Annotated in this window: 18 protein-coding genes and 3 pseudogenes; 6 read left to right on the top strand and 15 right to left on the bottom strand. The window is 53.2% G+C overall.

What is annotated here, in order from left to right; all coding sequences use genetic code 11:
- Positions 1 to 171 precede the first annotated feature (171 nt).
- The gene (locus B498_RS06765) at positions 172 to 3,069 is read right to left on the bottom strand and encodes a Tn3-like element Tn5403 family transposase (protein WP_008502223.1); all 2,898 of its coding nucleotides are present in this window, start codon (positions 3,067 to 3,069) and stop codon (positions 172 to 174) included.
- Positions 3,070 to 3,163: 94 nt separating this feature from the next.
- On the opposite strand from B498_RS06765, the gene B498_RS06760 reads away from it, so the two are divergent.
- Entirely contained in the window at positions 3,164 to 3,769 is a 606-nt protein-coding gene (locus B498_RS06760) for a recombinase family protein (RefSeq protein WP_000509966.1), read from the top strand.
- 659 nt (positions 3,770 to 4,428) lie between these two features.
- Positions 4,429 to 5,610: a Na+/H+ antiporter NhaA gene (nhaA, locus tag B498_RS06755; protein WP_004194048.1), complete on the top strand. Its 1,182-nt coding sequence runs from the start codon at positions 4,429 to 4,431 to the stop codon at positions 5,608 to 5,610.
- 426 nt (positions 5,611 to 6,036) lie between these two features.
- On the opposite strand, the gene B498_RS06750 is transcribed toward nhaA, so the two are convergent.
- The 4 genes from B498_RS06750 to B498_RS06735 all read right to left on the bottom strand — a co-directional run bounded on the left by B498_RS06750 (position 6,037) and on the right by B498_RS06735 (position 7,640).
- Positions 6,037 to 6,351 (bottom strand): hypothetical protein, encoded by a 315-nt coding sequence (locus B498_RS06750; RefSeq protein ID WP_000091613.1) that lies wholly within the window; start codon positions 6,349 to 6,351, stop codon positions 6,037 to 6,039.
- Between the two features lie 254 nt (positions 6,352 to 6,605).
- Positions 6,606 to 6,962, bottom strand: coding sequence for a cupin domain-containing protein (locus tag B498_RS06745; RefSeq protein ID WP_000215515.1), 357 nt, complete (start codon positions 6,960 to 6,962; stop codon positions 6,606 to 6,608).
- Positions 6,952 to 7,353 carry a DUF86 domain-containing protein gene (locus B498_RS06740; RefSeq protein WP_001293886.1) on the bottom strand — a complete coding sequence of 134 codons (402 nt, stop codon included), beginning with the start codon at positions 7,351 to 7,353 and terminating at the stop codon, positions 6,952 to 6,954. The genes B498_RS06745 and B498_RS06740 overlap by 11 nt, the downstream gene beginning before the upstream one ends.
- On the bottom strand, positions 7,350 to 7,640 hold the full coding sequence (locus B498_RS06735) for a nucleotidyltransferase family protein (RefSeq protein WP_001247892.1): 291 nt from the start codon (positions 7,638 to 7,640) through the stop codon (positions 7,350 to 7,352). Before B498_RS06735 ends, B498_RS06740 begins: the two co-directional genes overlap by 4 nt.
- Positions 7,641 to 7,714: 74 nt before the next feature.
- Between B498_RS06735 and B498_RS06730 the strand changes: the two are divergent.
- Positions 7,715 to 9,757, top strand: a pseudogene (locus tag B498_RS06730) (Tn3-like element ISPa38 family transposase); the annotation flags it as partial.
- Positions 9,758 to 9,811: 54 nt separating this feature from the next.
- On the opposite strand, the gene B498_RS06725 reads toward B498_RS06730, so the two are convergent.
- The 4 genes and pseudogenes from B498_RS06725 to B498_RS06715 form a co-directional block, all read right to left on the bottom strand.
- A complete protein-coding gene (locus B498_RS06725; RefSeq protein ID WP_008502226.1) occupies positions 9,812 to 10,780 on the bottom strand; it encodes an IS5-like element IS903B family transposase in 969 nt (322 codons plus the stop codon).
- Positions 10,781 to 10,813: 33 nt separating this feature from the next.
- Positions 10,814 to 10,951 (bottom strand): annotated as a pseudogene (locus B498_RS22460) (sugar dehydrogenase); the annotation flags it as partial.
- A gap of 65 nt (positions 10,952 to 11,016) precedes the next feature.
- A complete protein-coding gene (locus B498_RS06720; protein WP_008502228.1) occupies positions 11,017 to 11,718 on the bottom strand; it encodes a DsbA family oxidoreductase in 702 nt (233 codons plus the stop codon).
- A 65-nt stretch (positions 11,719 to 11,783) separates the two neighbouring features.
- Entirely contained in the window at positions 11,784 to 12,890 is a 1,107-nt protein-coding gene (locus tag B498_RS06715) for an alkene reductase (protein ID WP_006687059.1), read from the bottom strand.
- Positions 12,891 to 13,102: 212 nt separating this feature from the next.
- Between B498_RS06715 and B498_RS06710 the strand changes: the two genes are divergently transcribed.
- Complete coding sequence (locus B498_RS06710; RefSeq protein ID WP_008502229.1) at positions 13,103 to 13,432, top strand: thioredoxin family protein; 330 nt, start codon at positions 13,103 to 13,105, stop codon at positions 13,430 to 13,432.
- Positions 13,433 to 13,461: 29 nt separating this feature from the next.
- On the opposite strand, the gene B498_RS06705 is transcribed toward B498_RS06710, so the two are convergent.
- The 6 genes and pseudogenes from B498_RS06705 to B498_RS0121560 form a co-directional block, all read right to left on the bottom strand.
- Positions 13,462 to 13,800, bottom strand: a complete 339-nt coding sequence (locus tag B498_RS06705) for a carboxymuconolactone decarboxylase family protein (RefSeq protein ID WP_000888080.1) — start codon at positions 13,798 to 13,800, stop codon at positions 13,462 to 13,464.
- Positions 13,801 to 13,804: 4 nt separating this feature from the next.
- A complete protein-coding gene (locus tag B498_RS06700; RefSeq protein ID WP_008502230.1) occupies positions 13,805 to 14,386 on the bottom strand; it encodes a TetR/AcrR family transcriptional regulator in 582 nt (193 codons plus the stop codon).
- Positions 14,387 to 14,527: 141 nt separating this feature from the next.
- Entirely contained in the window at positions 14,528 to 15,085 is a 558-nt protein-coding gene (locus B498_RS06695; protein WP_000108589.1) for an OsmC family protein, read from the bottom strand.
- Between the two features lie 185 nt (positions 15,086 to 15,270).
- Positions 15,271 to 15,855: a recombinase family protein gene (locus B498_RS06690; RefSeq protein ID WP_008502231.1), complete on the bottom strand. Its 585-nt coding sequence runs from the start codon at positions 15,853 to 15,855 to the stop codon at positions 15,271 to 15,273.
- 162 nt (positions 15,856 to 16,017) lie between these two features.
- Positions 16,018 to 16,386, bottom strand: coding sequence for a hypothetical protein (locus B498_RS0121555; RefSeq protein ID WP_032622988.1), 369 nt, complete (start codon positions 16,384 to 16,386; stop codon positions 16,018 to 16,020).
- A 146-nt stretch (positions 16,387 to 16,532) separates the two neighbouring features.
- A pseudogene (locus B498_RS0121560) lies at positions 16,533 to 16,664 on the bottom strand (IS1 family transposase); the annotation flags it as partial.
- Between the two features lie 428 nt (positions 16,665 to 17,092).
- Here B498_RS0121560 and B498_RS06685 point away from each other — a divergent pair.
- Positions 17,093 to 19,090, top strand: a complete 1,998-nt coding sequence (locus B498_RS06685; protein ID WP_008502232.1) for a BCCT family transporter — start codon at positions 17,093 to 17,095, stop codon at positions 19,088 to 19,090.
- 63 nt (positions 19,091 to 19,153) lie between these two features.
- On the top strand, positions 19,154 to 20,435 hold a 1,282-nt coding region (locus B498_RS06680), incomplete at its 3' end, for a DUF2254 domain-containing protein (RefSeq protein ID WP_008502233.1).

Here is a 20,435-nt window from a genome sequence, read left to right on the forward strand (position 1 = left end):
AATGCTGTGCTGATTAAATTAATATTACCTGACTGAACTTTAATAATGACATTTAATGATGCCATGAGTATTTCCCGTAGAGATAGAAAGTAATACAGCAGCAGATTGTTCAGGACGGGGTGGCAGGAAGAAGATAATGGGGTCGGTTCCGGCTGAGGGCGAAATGACACCCTAAGCTTTCGGTTCCTTGGGCCAAAGATATTCGCCAGTCAGTAGAATGTGCGCCCAGCCCAATGGGGATATGTGGGGAAGAAATTCAGGGGGAACATCCAACCCTTCGTTCCGCCGCTCCGTGACGGCATGACCAAGATGGACGGTATTCCAGTAAATGATCACCGCAGTCAATAAATTGAGCCCAGCGATTCGGTAGTGCTGCCCCTCTGTCGTGCGATCGCGAATTTCCCCCTGCCTCCCGATACGGAGCGCATTTTTGAGCGCATGGTGGGCCTCTCCCTTGTTAAGACCGATCTGAGCACGCCGCTGCATGTCCGTATCCAGGATCCACTCAATAATGAAAAGGGTCCGTTCAATACGACCAACTTCACGAAGCGCAACTGCAAGGTTGTTTTGTCGTGGGTAAGAAGCGAGCTTGCGCAGGAGTTGGCTGGGCCTGATTTTGCCAGCGGTCATCGTCGCGGCACAACGGAAAATATCAGGCCAGTTCGCAACGATAAGATCCTCCCGGGCTTTTCCACCTACCAACTTGCGTAACTCCCTGGGGGTCGTATCGGGATTAAATACGTACAACCGCTTCGATGGCAGATCCCTGATTCGCAGAACGAGATTGTAGCCGAGCAGGCTACTGGCTCCGAACAAATGGTCGGTGAATCCTGCTGTATCGGCATACTGTTCGCGAACATGGCGACCGACCTCGTTCATCAGTAGTCCATCGAGAATATACGGTGCCTCGCTCACGGTCGCCGGGATCGACTGACAAGCGAATGGCGCGAACTGGTCGCTTACGTGAGTATACGCTTTGAGGCCGGGAACAGAACCATATTTGGCATTGACCATGTTCATGGCTTCGCCATGCCGCGCTGTCGGGAAAAACTGACCATCGCTCGATGCTGACGTGCCCATCCCCCAGACGCGTGACATCGGCAGTTTACCCTGCGCGGCCACCACAATTGCCAATGCCTGGTTCATGGCTTCGCTTTCAACATGCCAGCGGGCAAGGCGTGAGAGCTGCCAGTAATCATGCGTGTTTGTAGCTTCCGCCATCTTACGCAGGCCCAGATTGAGCCCTTCAGCGAGCAGGACGTTGAGCAGACCGATCCGGTCGCGACATGGAGCCCCGGTTCTCAGATGGGTAAACGCATCTGTGAAACCAAGGGCTGCATCAACTTCAAGCAGCATGTCGGTAATCCGAACGGACGGCATTCGGCGATACAGATCCAGTATGAGTGCCTCGGCACCATCCGGCACGTCTGCTGTCAACCTGTCGATCCGCAACGTTCCATCTTCTATGCTACCGTGCGGAATAGTGCCGTTACGGGCAGCCCGGGCCAGCCGCTTAAGAGCGATCGTGAGTCGCGCCTTTCTGTCTGCCAGCCAATCCTGTGGGTTGGAAGGCTCGGCCAGTTTTGCATTTTCCTGCGCCGCGATCATCGGCACCAGTACCTGCTTGAGGTCACCATAGCGGCGCGAATGAGCGAGCCAGACATCTCCGGAACGAAAAGCATCCCGGAGGTGAAAGAGTACCGCCACTTCCCAAAGACGGGTATCTCCTTTTTCCTGAGCTCGTAAATGACGGTTCCATTTGGAGCTGGGCCGCAGGAAACGCCTTTCTGGCGATGCAACACCTTTCATCTCTCCGATCGACAAAGCTGCTGCTACCAATGGTCCGGCGACCGGCGCGGCTTCGAGCTTCAGACAGCGCAACATGCGGGGCGCATAACGACGAAAGCGATGGTATCCCTGCCCGACATATGCAAGAGGCTCATCGGCTAGCGTGTTGCTGAGTTGAGTCCCTGTCGCTACCAGTTGAGCGAGCCGGTCCCATGCAACCGAACTGGCGACAGCCATCTCCAGCGGGGTTCCGTCACTGCGGGCCTCAAGCAACGAAGCTCCCAGCGCGGTGAAGGTACGGATCGTATCCGTGAGTGTGGCTTTAGAGCCGGAAATTGTTTCGTCATGCTGGCGCTTCGCTTCCCGCCAGGTTTTTCCTACGATCCTGTCATGGGTTTCGACTATGGCATCAGCAATCGCCGCTTCCCACTCCACAACACAGACGGCAAGGATCGCCCAGCGGCGGTCCGAAGTGATGTCACGCAAACCGTCGGTGAAGTAGCGTTCACCCTGCCGACGCAGCCGGGCAATGCGATGGGCAGGTATGCTGGCCAAAGCACTATGATTGATATTCAGGGTACGCAGAAATTCGAGCCTGTCGAGCAAACGGTTAGCAGCAGCCGAGTTGTTACCAACCTCGAAGTTGCGAAGCCAGATGAAACGACTGATATTGCCGGCGAGCATTTCACTCAGAAGTTTGTCCAGGTGATCGCGAACATCCGCTGTTAAATTTTCCGCAATCCGCGTTTCAATCCGCCGCTCAGCGGCGACCAGAGCATCCGCGCACAAGCGCTCGATTGTCGATACTGCGGGCAGAATGGTGGAAGTTTCCCGACACCGCACAATAAAACGATGAGCAAGATCCTCGTTTGATCTGGCATCTTCGGCCTGGCCGAAAGTCCACTCCCGCAGATCACGGGCACCACGGCCCGTGAAGGTCTTGTAGCCGTAAATTTCGCGCAGCGTGTCCATGTGCTGCTGACGGGTTTGGCGCCGTGTGGCATAAGTGAGAAGCGCATCAGCCGGAACTCCAAGCTGAGCACCGACGAAGGAAAGGACTTCACGCGGGATCATCTCACCAGGAGCCAGTGCACGGCCCGGATATCGTAAGGCACAAAGTTGCAGGGCAAAGCCAATCCTGTTTTCCGGTCTGCGGCGCTGCCTAATGTTTTCCAGGTCATCATCGCCCAGCGTGTAGAACTTCAGTAGCGACAGTTCGTCCGTGGGCAGATCGAACAGCGCTGCTCGCTGCCGTTCGGTGAAAATATGGCGTCGTGACATACAAATTCGTCCCTTTTGAAGTATAGTCTGTTTTGGACAACAGCCAGCCCATATAAATCAGGGCGTTCCGATACAAAAATCCAGGAGGGTTCAATTGGGACATCGTGCCGCCATTTACTGCCGGGTTTCAACAGCGGATCAGTCTTGTGAACGCCAGGAATTTGATCTGCGAGCCTTCGCCGGCCGTGCCGGCTACGACGTGGTGGGAATATTTAAGGAAACAGGTTCAGGAACTAAACTCGACCGGGCCGAGCGAAAGAAAGTCCTGGCGCTTGCCCAGTCCAGACAAATTGATGCAATCCTGGTCACTGAGCTTTCCCGGTGGGGGCGCTCGACGCTCGATCTGCTCAATACGCTACGTGAACTGGAGAACTGGAAGGTTTCCGTGATAGCCATGAATGGAATGGCGTTCGATCTTTCGTCGCCGTATGGACGAATGCTGGCGACGTTTCTTTCCGGCATTGCGGAGTTTGAGCGGGATCTCATCAGCGAGCGGGTCAAGTCAGGCCTTGCTGTTGCGAAGGCACGTGGTAAGAGGCTTGGTCGTCAGGCCGGAGTGCGACCAAAATCAGACCGACTTTTGCCTAAGGTGGTTGCGATGAGGGCCGAGGGACGCAGCTATCGCTGGATCGCACGCGAGCTCGGTATCAGCAAGAATACCGTCGCTGACATCGTGCAACGACACAGAGCTAACGCTTAGGGTGTCATTTCGCCCTCAGCCGGAACCGACCCCGGCCATAACCGGGTGAACCCGTCGGTCCGCGGAATGGCCGCCGCGTAAAAGATCTCACAGCATCCGGCAAGCAATAAATATATCCAGCCCAAAACTTCTGGCCTCAGTGTTAACGAAATGCGCCATTTTGACCTGTGGTATGTCTTTTCTGACAGCCATTCGTCACCGGCATGGACGGATAATTATCCATCAGCTGCTGTTCAGGCTTTTCAGGATAATGCGGCTCAGAGCAGCATCTGTCTGCAAACGGTGTCCTGTGTAATCATTTTCCATCACTACCCGTGTCAGTTTACGTTGCCAGCTCTTACTGACAGATACTATTTACTGACACGCGGCGGATAGTAAATTTCAGCCATGTTCTGGAAACAGACTGAGCAAATTTCTCAGAATGGAAACGCACCCTAGCCCCGCCAAGGCTTCGCTTTACGATAATTTACCTGAAGGCGGCCATTTACCTGACGGTGCATGATAAAATGTAACCACAGACCGACCGAATTTAACTTATTAATTTAATTATCTAAATTTCTTACATCAGTCAATCAGGCTGTGCATTGCATTTTTGGAGTGCACAGTCTCTGGGTTGCCTGATTCACAATTCGTAAGTCAACATCTCAGGGGGAGATTAAGTGACAGAAAACCCAATCGGATTAACCAGAAAAGTTATCAAGCCCGTTTCTAATTTTTTCAGTTCACCTGTAGCGGGCGGTATTGTGCTTATTATTGCTTCGGCAGCCGCTATCATCGTGGCCAATTCGCCCCTCAGGGAAGGTTATGAAACACTCCTGAAATACAAAACAGCAGGCCTGTCCGTTGAGCACTGGATAAACGATGCCCTGATGGCCGTATTCTTTATGATGGTCGGGCTGGAAATCAAGCGTGAGCTTGTCACCGGCCAGTTAGCCACCTGGAGCCAGCGTGCGTTGCCGGGCTTTGCCGCACTGGGTGGTCTGGCCGTACCTGCCCTGATTTACGTGGGGTTTAATGCCGGTCATGACGAAACCCTTTCCGGCTGGGCCATCCCGGCGGCCACGGATATTGCTTTTGCGCTCGGTGTACTCGCCTTACTGGGCAGTCGTGTGCCAGTCTCGCTAAAAATTTTCCTGTCGGCGCTGGCTATTCTGGATGACATGGGGGCGGTGGCTATCATCGCGCTCTTCTATACCAGCAACATTTCGCTTCTGATGCTGGGTGGTGCAGCGGCAATGGTTGCTCTGCTGTTTAGCCTGAACCGTGCCGGCGTGACGCGCCTGCTGCCCTATCTGCTGACGGGGGGAGTACTGTGGTTTTTCATGCTTCAGTCAGGCGTGCATGCCACCGTCGCGGGTATCCTGCTGGCGTTCTTTATCCCGCTGCGAACCAGGAATGCGGCTGATGAAGTGCCTCTGGACAGGCTTGAGCATGCCATCAACCCCTGGGTCACGTTTATGATACTGCCGCTGTTTGGCTTCGCCAATGCGGGCGTCGCGTTGTCGGGCATGACGATGAATGACCTGTTGTCGCCGGTTCCGGTAGGCGTGGCGCTGGGCCTGTTTTTGGGTAAACAGGCAGGTATCTTTGGCCTGTCGCTACTGGCCGTCAGCCTGGGCCTGGCGAAACGACCAGAGAAAAGTACCTGGTTACAGGTTTATGGTGTCTCGGTACTGTGTGGGATTGGTTTTACCATGAGCCTGTTTATCGGCAATCTGGCCTTTACAGGCAGCCCTCTGCTCGTTGATGAGGTCAAGGTGGGGGTTCTGGCAGGGTCCATACTGGCCGCTCTGGCCGGTATTTTGATACTGCGCTTTGCGCCTTCTAAGCAAGTCAGGTAACGTATTATCTACAGGAAAATCCCCGTGATAACGGGGGTTTTTTCACACTGTCAGTGTATATTCTGAAGAGAAAATTGAAATTATTTAATTTTATTATAAATAATTACCTTTCTATCTTTCACATTTTACAGGCGGAGCCCTGTTCAGATAAGTCAGGATGAACGCTGGCATATCAGTTAAAATATTATGTTATTCAAATAAATAGTCGGCTAACGTGGTTTTTTACACGACTGGCCCTCTAACCCCGCTACTGAATACTGACCGCCAAAAGGCGGTTTTTTTGTTCAAAGAAACTGATCTCAGTATCGCGCCCGGGGCAGCTGGCCAACGTCGCCGGCATCGCGCCGGCAAAAATCGAAAAACAGAAATATCAGCAAGATAGCTTAAACAGGTGTCGGGAAATTTCGTTGAGATATTTTGAAGGAATCACAGTGTAAGCAGGCGCTTTTTCAGGGAGGCGCGTTCTTGCGGGTTGCGTCCCTTGTGATTGGCGATGCGATCCGCCGTGGCGGCCTGGCGCTTGACGGGCCAGTAGGAGCGGCCATCCTTGCCCATCGACCAGACGCTGCTGGCCTGGTTTTCCAGCAGGGGCAGATGGGCGCTCAGGGCTTCGGGCGACGCGCTGGTCAGCGCCGTGCGCTCACGGGTGCGCCAGCGCTGATGCCAGAGCTTCTTGTCCTCGCGCTCGCTGCCGCAGGTCGTGTGCCCGACGATGGGTGTTTTGCGGCGGCTGCGGCTCATAACGTAGTGGTCTCCAAGAACATTCAGGACTGATCCCAGGCGTCGATGGTCAAGACCTGATCGGCAGGACAGGCGGCTACGCGGTCGGGAACTGGATGGTGTTCAGTCTCATGCCGACCCCATTCGATTGATCGCGTCGCTTGCGGCACGCTGCGACGCAAGGAGGTTTGCGACCTGGTTTAGCAGCCGTGTCCGCTGCATGTCTGTTACCTATCTCCCCGACCGCTCATTGGACCAACTCCAGAGATTGGGCTCTATCGCTCAGCCAATACGAAACCGGCATTGGCTGATGCCACAACCGAGACTAACACAAATGGCTCGGTACCTGTATTTCGCGCCCCGTGCACTTGGCCCGGTCTTGCCACGGCTATCTCACCTTCCCTGAGGGCACGAACAATCCCATTGCCCTGAAAGTAATCAGCCATTCCCGACAAAACAGTCCACGTGTCTTGGCCGTGAGGATGAATGTGAGCCGCAATTTCCTGCCCGGGATGGACATGCCAAACCACGATAATTGAGTCTCGGGTTTCAAGCACAACGGAACGAATAGGCTCGCCTTCGGACGGCTGAACATACTCGGCTACAGAAAATATTCTCGATTCAACAGTCATCGGAGATCCCTCTTTCACAGTTGTCGTTACGGTCTTCATCGTCGGCATCCTGACGCACGGCGGGCAATTGCTGGAGCAACGCCGGCAGCCATTCCTGTACCGTCTCCCACACCACATCGAGGTTGATGTCGAAATAGCCGTGAGCCATGCGATTACGCATATTGCGCATGCTGCGCCACGGCACGTCGGCATGCGCCTGGGTGAACTCGACGTAGCCATCCATCACCTTTGTGGCCGCCTCGCCGATGACGATCAGGCTCATGATGACGGCCTGCTGGGTGCGCTTGTCGGCCAAGAAGTCGTCCTTGGCCATCCCTTCCACGAAGCTGCGCGCATCGGTTGCGGCCTGCTGAATGTGGTCGAGGTAATCGGGCAGGCGGTTCTCGCTCATATCGGTTGCGCCTCCGCGAGCACCTTGGCCCGGAACTTCGGCGGCAGGTCGCCGGGAGTCAGCAGATCGACGTCAACGCCGAGCAGCGATTTCAGTTCTTCTTCCAAATCGCCCAAGTCCAACAACGTGGCACCGGGCAGCGCATCGACCAACAGGTCGAGGTCGCTGCCATCCCGGTCGGTGCCATGCAGCACCGAGCCGAAGACGCGCGGGTTCGCGGCGCGAAAGCGGCCTACCGCTTCACGCACTGCGCTTCGCTTCATGTCAAGCACAACAGACGGTCGCATGCGCATCCTTTCTTATCGAAACTCGTTGAGATGATATGCAATCAAGAATAGAATTTCAAGAAGAAGGAAACCGCATGCCCCGCCGTTCGATCCTCTCCGCCGCCGAGCGCGAAAGCCTGCTGGCGTTGCCGGACACCAAGGATGAGTTGATCCGTCACTACACGTTCAGCGAAAGCGACCTCTCCATCATCCGGCAGCGGCGCGGCCCGGCCAATCGGCTGGGCTTCGCGGTGCAGCTCTGCTACCTGCGCTTTCCCGGCGTCATCCTTGGCGCTGATGAGCCACCGTTCCCGCCATTGCTGAGACTGGTCGCCAACCAGCTCAAGGTCGGCATCGAAAGCTGGGACGAGTACGGGCAGCGTGAGCAGACCCGACGCGAGCACCTGGTCGAGCTGCAAACGGTGTTCGGCTTCCAGCCGTTCACGATTGGCCACTACCGGCAGGCTGTCCAGTTGCTGACCGAGCTGGCCATGCAAACCGACAAGGGCATCGTGCTGGCCAGAGCCTTGATCGAGCACCTGCGGCGGCAGTCGGTCATTGTGCCCGCCCTCAACGCCGTCGAGCGGGCGAGCGCCGAAGCGATTACCCGCGCCAACCGGCGTCTCTACGACGCCTTGGCTGAGCCGCTGACGGACGTGCATCGCCGTCGCCTCGACGATCTGCTCAAGCGCCGCGACAACGGCAAGACGACGTGGCTGGCCTGGCTGCGGCAATCCCCGGTCAAACCGAACTCGCGGCACATGCTGGAACACATCGAACGCCTCAAGGCGTGGCAGGCGCTCGACCTGCCCTCCGGCATCGAGCGGCTGGTTCACCAGAACCGGCTGCTCAAGATCGCCCGCGAGGGCGGCCAGATGACGCCCGCCGACCTGGCGAAGTTCGAGCCGCAGCGGCGTTACGCGACCCTGGTGGCGCTCGCCATCGAGGGCATGGCCACCGTCACCGACGAAATCATCGACCTGCATGACCGCATCCTGGGCAAGCTGTTCAATGCCGCCAAGAACAAGCATCAGCAGCAGTTCCAGGCATCCGGCAAGGCGATCAATGCCAAGGTGCGGCTGTTCGGGCGCATCGGCCAGGCGCTGATCGAGGCCAAGCAAGCGGGCCGCGATCCGTTCGCCGCCATCGAGGCCGTCATGTCCTGGGATGCTTTCGCCGAGAGCGTCACCGAAGCGCAGCGGCTCGCGCAACCCGAGGACTTCGATTTCCTGCACCGCATCGGCGAGAGCTACGCCACGCTGCGCCGCTACGCGCCGGAATTTCTCGACGTGCTCAAGTTGCGGGCCGCGCCCGCCGCCAAGGACGTACTCGACGCCATCGAGGTGCTGCGCAGCATGAACAGCGACAACGCCCGCAAGGTGCCCACCGACGCGCCGACCGAGTTCATCAAGCCGCGCTGGCAGAAGCTGGTGATGACCGACACCGGCATCGACCGGCGCTACTACGAACTGTGCGCGCTGTCGGAGCTGAAGAACGCGCTGCGCTCCGGCGACATCTGGGTGCAAGGCTCGCGCCAGTTCAAGGACTTCGAGGACTACCTGGTGCCGCCCGCGAAATTCGCCAGCCTCAAGCAGGCCAGCGAATTGCCGCTGGCCGTGGCCACCGATTGCGACCAGTACCTGCATGACCGGCTGACGCTGCTGGAAACGCAGCTCGCCACCGTCAACCGCATGGCGCTGGCCAACGAGCTGCCGGACGCCATCATCACGGAGTCGGGCCTGAAGATCACGCCGCTCGATGCGGCGGTGCCCGATACCGCACAGGCCCTGATCGACCAGACGGCGATGATCCTACCGCACGTCAAGATCACCGAATTGCTGCTGGAGGTAGACGAATGGACGGGCTTCACCCGGCACTTCGCCCACCTGAAGTCAGGCGACCTGGCCAAGGACAAAAACCTGTTGCTGACCACGATCCTCGCCGACGCGATCAACCTGGGCCTGACCAAGATGGCGGAATCGTGCCCCGGCACGACCTACGCCAAGCTGGCCTGGCTGCAAGCCTGGCACATCCGCGACGAAACCTACGGGGCGGCACTGGCCGAGCTGGTCAACGCGCAGTTCCGACATCCCTTCGCCGAGCATTGGGGCGACGGCACCACGTCATCGTCGGACGGGCTTTGTTGAATAAATCAGATTTCGGGTAAGTCTCCCCCGTAGCGGGTTGTGTTTTCAGGCAATACGCACGCTTTCAGGCATACCTGCTTTCGTCATTTTGTTCAGCGCTCGTACCAGGGCCATAGCCTCCGCAACCTGACCATCGTAGTCACGCAGCGTCAGTGAACCCCCGAACAGCTGTTTTACCCGGTACATCGCCGTTTCCGCTATCGAGCGACGGTTGTAATCTGTTGTCCATTTCCACCGCGCATTACTCCCGGTCATTCGCTGATTAGCCACTGCACGGTTACGGTCTGCATATTCACCGGGCCAGTAACCCGCACCTTTTCGGGGCGGGATAAGCGCGCTGATTTTCTTACGCCGCAGTTCATCGTGACAGAGCCGGGTATCGTAAGCGCCATCGGCGGCGGCTGACCTGATTTTCCGGTGGGTTTGCCGGATTAACCCGGGGAAGGCCTCTGAGTCCGTAACGTTGTTCAGCGACAGGTCAGCGCAGATGATTTCATGTGTTTTACTGTCAACGGCGAGATGCAGCTTACGCCAGATACGGCGGCGTTCCTGGCCATGCTTTTTGACTTTCCACTTTCCTTCACCGAAGACCTTCAGCCCGGTGGAATCAATTACCAGGTGTGCGATTTCACCCCGGGTGGGCGTTTTGAAACTGACGTTAACCGACTTTGCCCGCCTGCTGACACAGCTGTAATCCGGGCAGCGTAGCGGAACGTTCATCAGAGAAAAAATGGAATCAATAAAGCCCTGCGCAGCGCGCAGGGTCAGCCTGAATACGCGTTTAATGACCAGCACAGTCGTGATGGCAAGGTCAGAATAGCGCTGAGGTCTGCCTCGTGAAGAAGGTGTTGCTGACTCATACCAGGCCTGAATAGCTTCATCATCCAGCCAGAAAGTTATGGAGCCACGGTTGATGAGGGCTTTATTGTAGGTGGGCCAGTTGGTGATTTTGAACTTTTGCTTTGCCACGGAACGGTCTGCGTTGTCGGGAAGATGCGTGATCTGATCCTTCAACTCAGCAAAAGTTCGATTTATTCAACAAAGCCCCGCTTCGGCTTTGTCTTTTTTATTCCCGGTCAGCACCACACTGCCGCCCGCTTCCAGTACCATGCGTGCCACGGCGAGACCCATGCCGCTGGTGCCGCCGACGACAAGCAGTTTTTTACCTTTGAAAAATGTATTCATTTTCAGACTCCATTACTGGTGGGTAAGACGTTGCCGGCAGCGTGAAACTGCTGGCGGTTGACGGATTAAATGCTGCAGCCATCCGTTCCGCAGGTCTGACCCGCTGTGGCTGAAAATTCGGTTTGCTGTTCATCCCAGACCTGACGCAGGGCATTCAAAAAGTTGTCTGCCCCCTGAGCCCCGCTGATGGCGTATTTCTCGTTCATCACAAAAACCGGAACGCCGCTGAGGCCAATAGACTGTGCGTGGGCTTCATCGTCGGAAACGGTGGCGCGAAAATCGTCATTTTCCAGAGCGGCTTCGGCGTCAGCTTTCTCCATACCGGCTTCTACGGCCATTGCAACGAGCTGCTGACGGTCAAAGAGAGAGCGACCTTCGGTGATACTGCCGTGATAAAAACGTTCTTCCACCGCGTCCGCAATTCCGGCCTTACGCGCGGCAACCAGCAGGGTGTGTGCATCTTCTGTATCACCAAACATCATGCCGTCAAAGTTGTAGATCAGACCTTCAGATTTACCGGCGGTGCCCACCTGATTCATCATCAGCTCCGCTGAATGCTGACTGCCCAGTTTTTTAACGATGGCATCCTTAAAAGGCATAGCGGGAGTACCACCGGCCAGACGGTAGCTGTGATGACGGATCACCACCTGATCGCGAAATTCAAAGCGATTCAGACCCTGTTCAAATCTTTTCTTAGCAATCCAGCACCACGGGCAGACCAAATCTGACCAGATATCGATGGTGAGGGTGGGTTTCAGCGTTTGCATAATGATTCCTCAAAGACCTTGGGCGGTCGGGTCTCACTTATCAGAGAACCGCGACCGTATGGGATTTATTGCGCCTGCCAGACCGGGTAATCGGTATAGCCTTTTTCCGGGGAACCACTGACGCCGTAGTAGGTGGCGCGGTCACTTTCTGCCAGTGGCCAGCCGTTTTGCATTCTTTCAACCAGATCCGGGTTAGCGATGTAGGGCACACCAAATGCCACCAGATCCAGCTCATCATCTTCCAGAGCCTGCTCTGCGATATCACGGGTGAAACCGCCGGCAGCGATGATGGTGCCTTTAAACGTGTTGCGAAAACGGCGGCGGAATCCTTCCGGAAGTGGCGCTTTGGTGTACACCGGCTGATAGTAAAGGTGTACGTAAGCCAGCTCCCGCTGACCGAGCGCGTCGGTGATGGCTGACCAGGTTTGCTCTTCACCTTCATACGGCGCGAGGTCATAAATGCGGCCGAACGGTGACAGGCGCACGGCAACGTGGCTGTTACCCACGGCTTCCGCCACGGCGTCAATGGTCTCCAGCAGGAAACGCTGACGATTTTCCACCGAGCCGCCGTATTCGTCAGTGCGGGTGTTCAGTTCGCTACTGAGGAACTGGTCAAAGATGAATCCGTTTGCAGCCATGATTTCCACACCGTCAAAGCCGGCTTCCATCGCCAGGCGTGCGGAGTGCACGAAGTCTGCAGTGATGCGTTTCACTTCATGCGTTTCCAGCGCGCGTGGCTGGCTTGGTACAACCGGGCCCGGTTCTCCGGATTCGGTCAGCGCAAAAACGGTGGTATTGACCGCCTGAACGGTGCCCGCTGAAACCGGCGCTATGTGGCCTGGCTGAAGAGAGACGTGAGACATACGGCCGACGTGCCAGAGCTGCGCGAAAATACGGCCACCTTTGGCGTGAACCGCTTGTGTCACCTTACGCCAGCCCTGGACGTGTTCGTCGTTGTAGATACCAGGGGTATAGAGGTAACCCCGGCCTTCTTCTGAAACCGGCATCCCTTCGGTGATGAGCAGGCCAGCAGAAGCACGCTGTGCATAGTACAAAGCCACGACCTCATCCGGCACGTCATTCATGGTGCGGGTGCGGGTCATCGGTGCCATGACTACACGGTTTTTTAACGCCAGGCCAGACAGATTGTAGGGGGTGAAAAGCTTACTCATCGTATACCTCACAGAAACAAAAAGGAGTATCCCGGCAGGGATTTGCACAACCCGGAAGTATCATCGACCGGACGTCGCGCACTGGAGTTGCATAAACATCTGATGGATGGCAATATACCAACCATCTAGTAGGTAGGTCAACGGGTGTGCCGTATTTTTTTGTCATAACGCAGCCATTTCTGAATTGTCACTCATTTTGCGAGGTCATCACCATGCGTACATTAACAGCTTATAACGAAGATAATTTCCGCCAGATAGAGCAGTACAAAGGAATATCGGTGGTACGTTTCTCTGCACCCTGGTGTCCGCCCTGTCAGGCCAGCGAAGAAATGTTCAGTCAGTTTGCAGACCGGCTCGATGGAGATATTCAGGTGGGGAAAGTCAATGTAGATCAGGCGCCGGTGCTGACAACCAAATACGAGATCTGGGGGCTGCCGTCTGTGCTGATATTTCATGAAGGGCAATTAGTTAAACGCATACCGGGTGTGAAACCTGCATCGGTATATGCTCAGGCGATTGCGGACATAAAAAAAGGGCAGTAATGCCCTTTTAACGTGGAATTTATTAATGCTTAACCGCGTGCCTGACCGACGGCATCCAGAGTGCGGGCTGAATAAATGACCGCCGCGCCAGCGTTGAGGTTAATCGCCACGCCCAGCGCTTCAGCAATTTCAGCGTCGGTTGCACCGGCTTTCACAGCGGCGTCGGCGTGAAAAGCAATACAGCCGTCGCAGCGGGTTGTGACTGCGCACGCCAGGGCAATGAGTTCACGCACTTTTGCGCCCAAAAGGTCAGTTTTGTTACCTGCGTTGCCCAGGGCAACCACGCCTTTCATGGTCTCGGGGGTCAGTTTGCCCAACTCGCCTAAACGTTGCATTAACTCTGAGCGATAGTTGTTCCAGTCCAGCATAGTGTCATTCTCCTGAATGAGGGGTATTAAGAAGCAGTTTTATATACTTAAGGCTGTTGGCGAAGACTTCGGGTCTGGCCGTTGCATGCGCCACTACGCTTGAGCCTTCACAGACATTAATGATCATCAAAGCAATATCTGATGGTTCGGCATGGGATGAAAACTCACCTGACTCCATGCCCGCCCTGACGACTTTTGTGAGCCACTCGATTTGCATATCGAAATAAAGTGATGTCTGTACAGTAATTGCCTGAGGCAGATTGGCGGTCTCTGCTGACAACGCACAACACAGTGGCAGTAGTGAAGCTTTATGGCTTTGCGCGAAGATATCGATGTAGGCCGCAATTCTTTTCTCCGCGCTTTTCTCAGTAGCCTCTATCTGCTCAAATACGCGTTGCGTATCAGAGAACGCCTGTATTACCACCTGCTCACCCAGAATATCTTTGGTCGGGAAATGGTGATGAATACTGGCCTTGGTGATACCCACTATTTTTGATAAATCAGCATAGCTGAATGCTGAATACCCTTTTTCGCGCATCAGGTGTTCTGCTTCGCTGAGCAGCCGTTCCCGTGTCATGGTTGTCATAATTACTCCATATAATCTACTAGTTGATAGATTATATTGTTGCTATTTTTCCGTAGCAAGTTGTATCACTGACTCAGTATCGTGCAGAGCTGAACGTCACTGCCATCCTGCATTCTGAATGGCAGCATTACATCTCTGACATCACGCCAGGCGTGTAATCATTTCAACCGGATTAGCCAGAGTATCGTGGATTGGCGAATTCTTTTGCATTTCGCTGACCAGCGCTTCTAACTCCTCGCGACTGGCGGTCTTGCTCGTAAGGTGAACATCGACGCGAATAGATTTCGCACCTTTACGCACGTTGCTGTCCAGCCCAAGGAAGCCGTTGAGGTTGATATCGAAATTAAGATCCAGCTCGATACCGTCCAGGTCGATCCCTTTTTCAGCAGCCATCATGGTGAGGGTGGCGGTATAACAGCCAGCCAGCGCCTGCATGATGTATTCAGTCGGGCTCATGCCGGTATCGGTGCCGAGTAAACCTGCGGGTTCATCACCGATATTAGAAAATTTCCCCACGCGGCTGGTATCGATAACGCCGTTCTGGATTGTGGCGCCGGTCTCTGTGCGAACGGTTAATCCGCCGCTGGAACGGGCTTTCATCTGGAAAGTCAGGTTACCCAGGCCAGGCTGGCTGCGAACTGCTTCACGGGTATTGTGGATCGCAGCTGCGTCTGCAGAAGGTTTAACGGTAGTAGACATAATGGCTCCTGTAATTTCTTGATAAAAGTTATAGCTGGTGTAATCAGTGCCAACCATCTAGTTGGTAGGTTAATATCGCGAACCTCTTTTGTCTACTCTTTTATAAAAAATAGGGGGAAAAGAACCCAGAAGGCTGTTTTATCTCATAATAACCATTTGATTTTTTTTATAATCTTCCCAGCCGCTCACTCTTGCAGCAATCCAGCCTTTACCCGAAGGATAGTCTGGCGGGTGGTATTAAATTCCCGGGCAATAGCACTGATACTGATGCCAGCATTTAGGCGCTCTGTCACTGTTTGCTTTTGTTCCTCGCTCAGGATGGGAGGGCGACCGAAGCGTTTTCCAGCCGCTTTTGCCCTCGCAATACCTGAATGCGTTCGCTCAAGCAGCAAATCCCGCTCAAACTCCGCTACAGCAGAAATTACCTGCATAGTCATTTTTCCGGCCGGACTGGTCAAGTCAACGCCTCCGAGTGCGAGACAATGAACGCGAATATCTAAAGCCGCCAGTTGCTCTACTGTTTTTCGGATATCCATCGCATTACGACCCAGACGGTCAAGTTTGGTGACAATCAGTACATCCCCATTTTCCATGCGATCTAGCAACCGGATAAATCCGGGGCGTTCGCTGGCAGCAACCGAGCCACTGATATGCTCCTCAATAAGTCGTTGGGATCTGATGGCAAAACCCGCCGCTTCAATTTCACGACGCTGGTTTTCTGTGGTCTGTTCCAGAGTTGAGACCCTGCAGTAGGCAAAAACACGTGACATGGGAAACTTTCCGTACGAAATAGGTGTCCGAATTATAACGTGTGTCCGAAATTAATTTCACTAAGTTTCGGACATGTGCTGTAAGCGGTGTACGAAACCGACCGGTTTCGGACGTTTAAGTCACATGCACGTTAACTGTCGGTATTCATCGCCTCACTAGTACTACTCTGCTAGTTCATCATGTTCTTCGAGAGCATATTCAAAATCGGCAACAAGCAAGAAATTTTCTATCCTATAAGCCTGATTTAACTTAATTCGTTGGTATCTTTCGTTCAATAATCGCCATGCTGTTTTCCGTAGTACCATCGGTACGGATTCATCTTTTAAAGTACGCATGAGCACAGAACAGGTTGTCAGAAAAGCAGCGTCCTTACGTTTTCGGTAATACGCATCAGTCGAAAAAACCGCAATGATCTCGATTGATTCAGGGTGATGACAGATAGCATTAACCGTAGTTTGTTCATGTATCTGTACCTTGAGTTCAGCCTGAATTTTTGATTGATGATACATAGCCTTGAGATAGCTAAACATGATTTCCCCATCAAACAGTAAGTCGTGTCAATTCCTAGAGTTAACACATTTCTGATCATGACTCACACGTTACGTTCAGTCGGTAGCCATCTGTGCAAAAAATGCGCTTAGCGTAGGATAATTTCCTTTTTCCAAGCGGACCCCTAAGTGAACTGCAGTTGCCATGTTTTACGGCAGTGAGAGCAGAGATAGCGCTGATGTCCGGCAGTGCTTTTGCCGTTACGCACCACCCCGTCAGTAGCTGAACAGGAGGGACAGCTGATAGAAACAGAAGCCACTGGAGCACCTCAAAAACACCATCATACACTAAATCAGTAAGTTGGCAGCATCACCGGCGATTGTTACTCGTTTTGGACAAGTCAGCCTGAAGGAAAATCAGCGACGAACCGGCACTGATTATTTGCATCCTGAACGTCTGTCCTTACCTCTGACATTGCGACCATCCTTAAAGCCCGCTTTACGCAACATCAGACGTTAGTAAGTCATTCTCAATATTGCTCTAATCAAAGTGAATCCCCAGATCTGATGCAATTTATGCAAATCAAATGCTCCAGAAGACGGCTGGCAGACTATCAACAGGATATCTGTATGGCCACTCTTGCACTCTGCATTCCGATTGACGCCGCATCGTAAGTTGAAGTTTGCTAATCTTTGAGATGTAGTACCCTCTATACAGTGCGGATTTTAATTAATGGAATAAATGATTATGAGTGAAAATGATACAATCCAAAAGAAGTCTAAAAGCCAGATTAACAAAGCGGTATTCTTTACATCTGCTTTGTTAATTTTCCTTCTTGTCGCCTTTGCCGCTGTATTCCCGGATGTCGCCGACAAAAATTTTAAACTACTTCAGCAACAAATCTTCACGAATGCCAGCTGGTTCTACATCCTTGCAGTGGCCCTGATTCTACTGAGTGTCTCGTTCCTGGGACTCTCACGCTACGGTGATATCAAACTGGGTCCGGACCATGCGCAGCCTGATTTTAGCTATCACTCCTGGTTTGCGATGCTTTTCTCGGCAGGGATGGGGATCGGCCTGATGTTCTTTGGCGTTGCTGAACCTGTGATGCATTATCTTTCACCTCCTGTCGGCACTCCAGAGACCGTTGCGGCAGCGAAGGAAGCAATGCGCCTGACGTTCTTCCACTGGGGCCTGCACGCATGGGCAATCTATGCCATTGTGGCACTGATCCTGGCCTTTTTCAGTTACCGTCACGGTCTGCCTTTAACGCTGCGTTCCGCACTTTATCCCATTATTGGCGAGCGCATATACGGACCTGTAGGCCATGCGGTTGATATTTTCGCCGTTATTGGCACCGTCTTTGGCGTTGCGACATCGCTGGGGTACGGTGTTTTGCAGGTGAATGCTGGTTTGAATCATCTTTTCGGGGTGCCTATTAATGAAACGGTGCAGGTGATTCTAATCGTTGTCATCACTGGTTTAGCGACGATTTCGGTGGTGTCCGGCCTGGACAAGGGAATACGTATACTGTCTGAGCTCAACCTGGGCCTGGCAGTGCTGCTGCTGGCGCTGGTCCTGTGTCTGGGACCAACCGTGCTTCTGCTGAAGTCATTTGTGGAAAATACGGGCGGTTATCTTTCTGAACTGGTGAGTAAAACTTTTAACCTTTATGCGTATGAACCTAAGTCGAGCAACTGGCTGGGGGGCTGGACATTACTGTACTGGGGATGGTGGCTTTCATGGTCGCCGTTTGTGGGGATGTTCATCGCAAGAGTCTCGCGCGGTCGAACCATTCGCGAGTTTGTCACCGGCGTGCTGTTTGTTCCCGCCGGCTTCACGCTCATGTGGATGACGGTGTTTGGTAACAGCGCAATCTATCTCATTATGCACCAGGGGGCGGCTGATCTCGCCAATACCGTTCAGCAGGATGTCGCGCTGGCCCTGTTTAATTTCCTGGAGCATTTCCCGTTTTCTTCCGTGCTGTCATTTATTGCAATGGCGATGGTCATTGTCTTCTTTGTCACCTCGGCTGACTCCGGGGCAATGGTTGTTGATACGCTGGCATCGGGTGGCGTCGCTAACACGCCTGTATGGCAGCGAATTTTCTGGGCCTCGCTCATAGGGATTGTGGCAATCGCACTGCTGATTGCGGGGGGACTGAGCGCGCTGCAAACCGTGACAATAGCGAGCGCATTACCTTTCTCAGTGATTTTACTGATATCCATATACGGATTATTAAAAGCCCTGCGTCGGGATTTGACCAAGCGTGAAAGCCTGAGCATGGCGACTATTGCTCCGACTGCAGCGCGTAACCCGATTCCATGGCAGAGACGCTTGCGCAATATCGCTTATCTGCCAAAGCGCTCTCTTGTGAAACGCTTTATGGGCGACGTTATCCAGCCCGCCATGACGCTGGTTCAGGAAGAACTGAATAAACAGGGAACGATAAGCCATATAAGTGATACTGATGACGAACGAATTCGGCTTGAAGTCGATTTGGGCAATGAGCTGAACTTTATTTATGAAGTGAGACTTCGTGGCTATAACTCACCGGCTTTCGCCATGGCTGCAATGGACAATGACGAGCAGCAGGTTGAGCAACATCGATATTATCGCGCTGAGGTCTATCTGAAAGAAGGCGGTCAAAACTATGATGTGATGGGCTGGAATCAGGAACAGCTGATTAATGACATACTGGACCAGTACGAAAAACACCTGCACTTCCTGCACCTCGTTCGTTAATACAAAAATGCCGTCCTGCCGGGCGGCATTTATTTTCCCGAACTTAATACAAGGATATGCTGAATGATTTTACGCTGGCAATGGATTCTCAGGCAGACACTTAAAAAACTATGGTTCAGGGCAACGTTATTTGCAATGATAGCAATAATAACGGCCCTTTTATCTATTCTTTTTAGATCAATGATCCCAGAGTCAGTATCAGTGAAGGTTGGTGCGGAAGCAGTTGATAATATTCTGAACATACTGGCATCGAGTATGCTGGCGGTGACCACATTTTCACTGAGTATCATGGTCACCGCTTACGGTTCAGCCACTACTAATGTGACGCCCAGAGCCACGCGTTTAGTTGTAGAAGACGTAACCACACAAAATGTACTGGCCACTTTTATCGGTTCTTTTCTCTTCAGCCTGGTAGGGATTATTGCCCTCAATATGGGAGCCTACGGAGAAAGGGGTAGAGTCATTTTATTCATTGTAACACTGGTTGTCATTGCCTTAATAATCATCACATTGCTTCGCTGGATACAGCATTTGACCTCTCTGGGCAGGGTAGGTGAGACAACAGCAAAAGTAGAACAGGCGGCGATCGAGACATTTATTGCGAGAGCAAAAAGTCCATGTCTTGGCGGATATCCATGGCTTGAGAACAATGAACAACCAAAAGGAACTGTTGCCGTATATCCGGAGAAAATTGGCTATGTTGAATATATTGACATGGTCAAGCTCGGCAGTCTGCTGAGCAATGATCCTCGTCATGTATATCTTGTGGCGCAGCCAGGCAGTTTCATACATCCATCGATGCCAGTTTTGTACCTGAGTTCTGGTCAGGAGTCATCAATCTGTACCGATTTACTTGAAACGATCATTGTCTCGGATGTGCGTTCATTTGCTCAGGATCCCCGATTCTGTCTCAGCGTCATGGCCGAAATAGCCTGCAGGGCCCTTTCGCCCGCAGTAAACGATCCCGGTACTGCGATTGATGTCATTGGCAGAGGTGTTCGAATACTCTCCGCTTACGCGCAGAATAAAATAGATGAAACTGAAGTGATATATCCTTCAGTACATGTTGCGCCACTTCAGATCAAAGACCTACTGGAAGACTTTTTCTTACCTGTTGCACGTGATGGTGCGAGTATGAGGGAGATTCAGATAAGAGTCCTTAAAGGACTGTCTATGCTGAGTAAGGGTTGGCCTGGGATGTTTGCTGAAGCCGCACATATACTGGCATCTGAAACATTAGAGCATGCAACTCGTACTGGTCATATAGCCCATGACGAATATCTTATAAAATCAATTTATTATAATTTATTCAGTGGCGAAAATCCTAAGGAAGGTGCGAACAAGT

It is taken from the genome of Enterobacter sp. SST3, from assembly GCF_000286655.1.
In the GTDB taxonomy this organism is placed as follows: domain Bacteria; phylum Pseudomonadota; class Gammaproteobacteria; order Enterobacterales; family Enterobacteriaceae; genus Enterobacter; species Enterobacter roggenkampii.

Bases quoted from the DNA above. Each gene is read 5' to 3' on its own strand.
- B498_RS06765 (WP_008502223.1), bottom strand. From the start codon at position 3,069: ATGTCACGACGCCATATTTTCACCGAACGGCAGCGAGCAGCGCTGTTC.
- B498_RS06750 (WP_000091613.1), bottom strand. From the start codon at position 6,351: ATGAGCCGCAGCCGCCGCAAAACACCCATCGTCGGGCACACGACCTGC.
- B498_RS06745 (WP_000215515.1), bottom strand. From the start codon at position 6,962: ATGACTGTTGAATCGAGAATATTTTCTGTAGCCGAGTATGTTCAGCCG.
- B498_RS06740 (WP_001293886.1), bottom strand. From the start codon at position 7,353: ATGAGCGAGAACCGCCTGCCCGATTACCTCGACCACATTCAGCAGGCC.
- B498_RS06735 (WP_001247892.1), bottom strand. From the start codon at position 7,640: ATGCGACCGTCTGTTGTGCTTGACATGAAGCGAAGCGCAGTGCGTGAA.
- B498_RS06720 (WP_008502228.1), bottom strand. From the start codon at position 11,718: ATGCAAACGCTGAAACCCACCCTCACCATCGATATCTGGTCAGATTTG.
- B498_RS06715 (WP_006687059.1), bottom strand. From the start codon at position 12,890: ATGAGTAAGCTTTTCACCCCCTACAATCTGTCTGGCCTGGCGTTAAAA.
- B498_RS06710 (WP_008502229.1), top strand. From the start codon at position 13,103: ATGCGTACATTAACAGCTTATAACGAAGATAATTTCCGCCAGATAGAG.
- B498_RS06705 (WP_000888080.1), bottom strand. From the start codon at position 13,800: ATGCTGGACTGGAACAACTATCGCTCAGAGTTAATGCAACGTTTAGGC.
- B498_RS06700 (WP_008502230.1), bottom strand. From the start codon at position 14,386: ATGACAACCATGACACGGGAACGGCTGCTCAGCGAAGCAGAACACCTG.
- B498_RS06695 (WP_000108589.1), bottom strand. From the start codon at position 15,085: ATGTCTACTACCGTTAAACCTTCTGCAGACGCAGCTGCGATCCACAAT.
- B498_RS06690 (WP_008502231.1), bottom strand. From the start codon at position 15,855: ATGTCACGTGTTTTTGCCTACTGCAGGGTCTCAACTCTGGAACAGACC.
- B498_RS0121555 (WP_032622988.1), bottom strand. From the start codon at position 16,386: ATGTTTAGCTATCTCAAGGCTATGTATCATCAATCAAAAATTCAGGCT.
- B498_RS06685 (WP_008502232.1), top strand. From the start codon at position 17,093: ATGAGTGAAAATGATACAATCCAAAAGAAGTCTAAAAGCCAGATTAAC.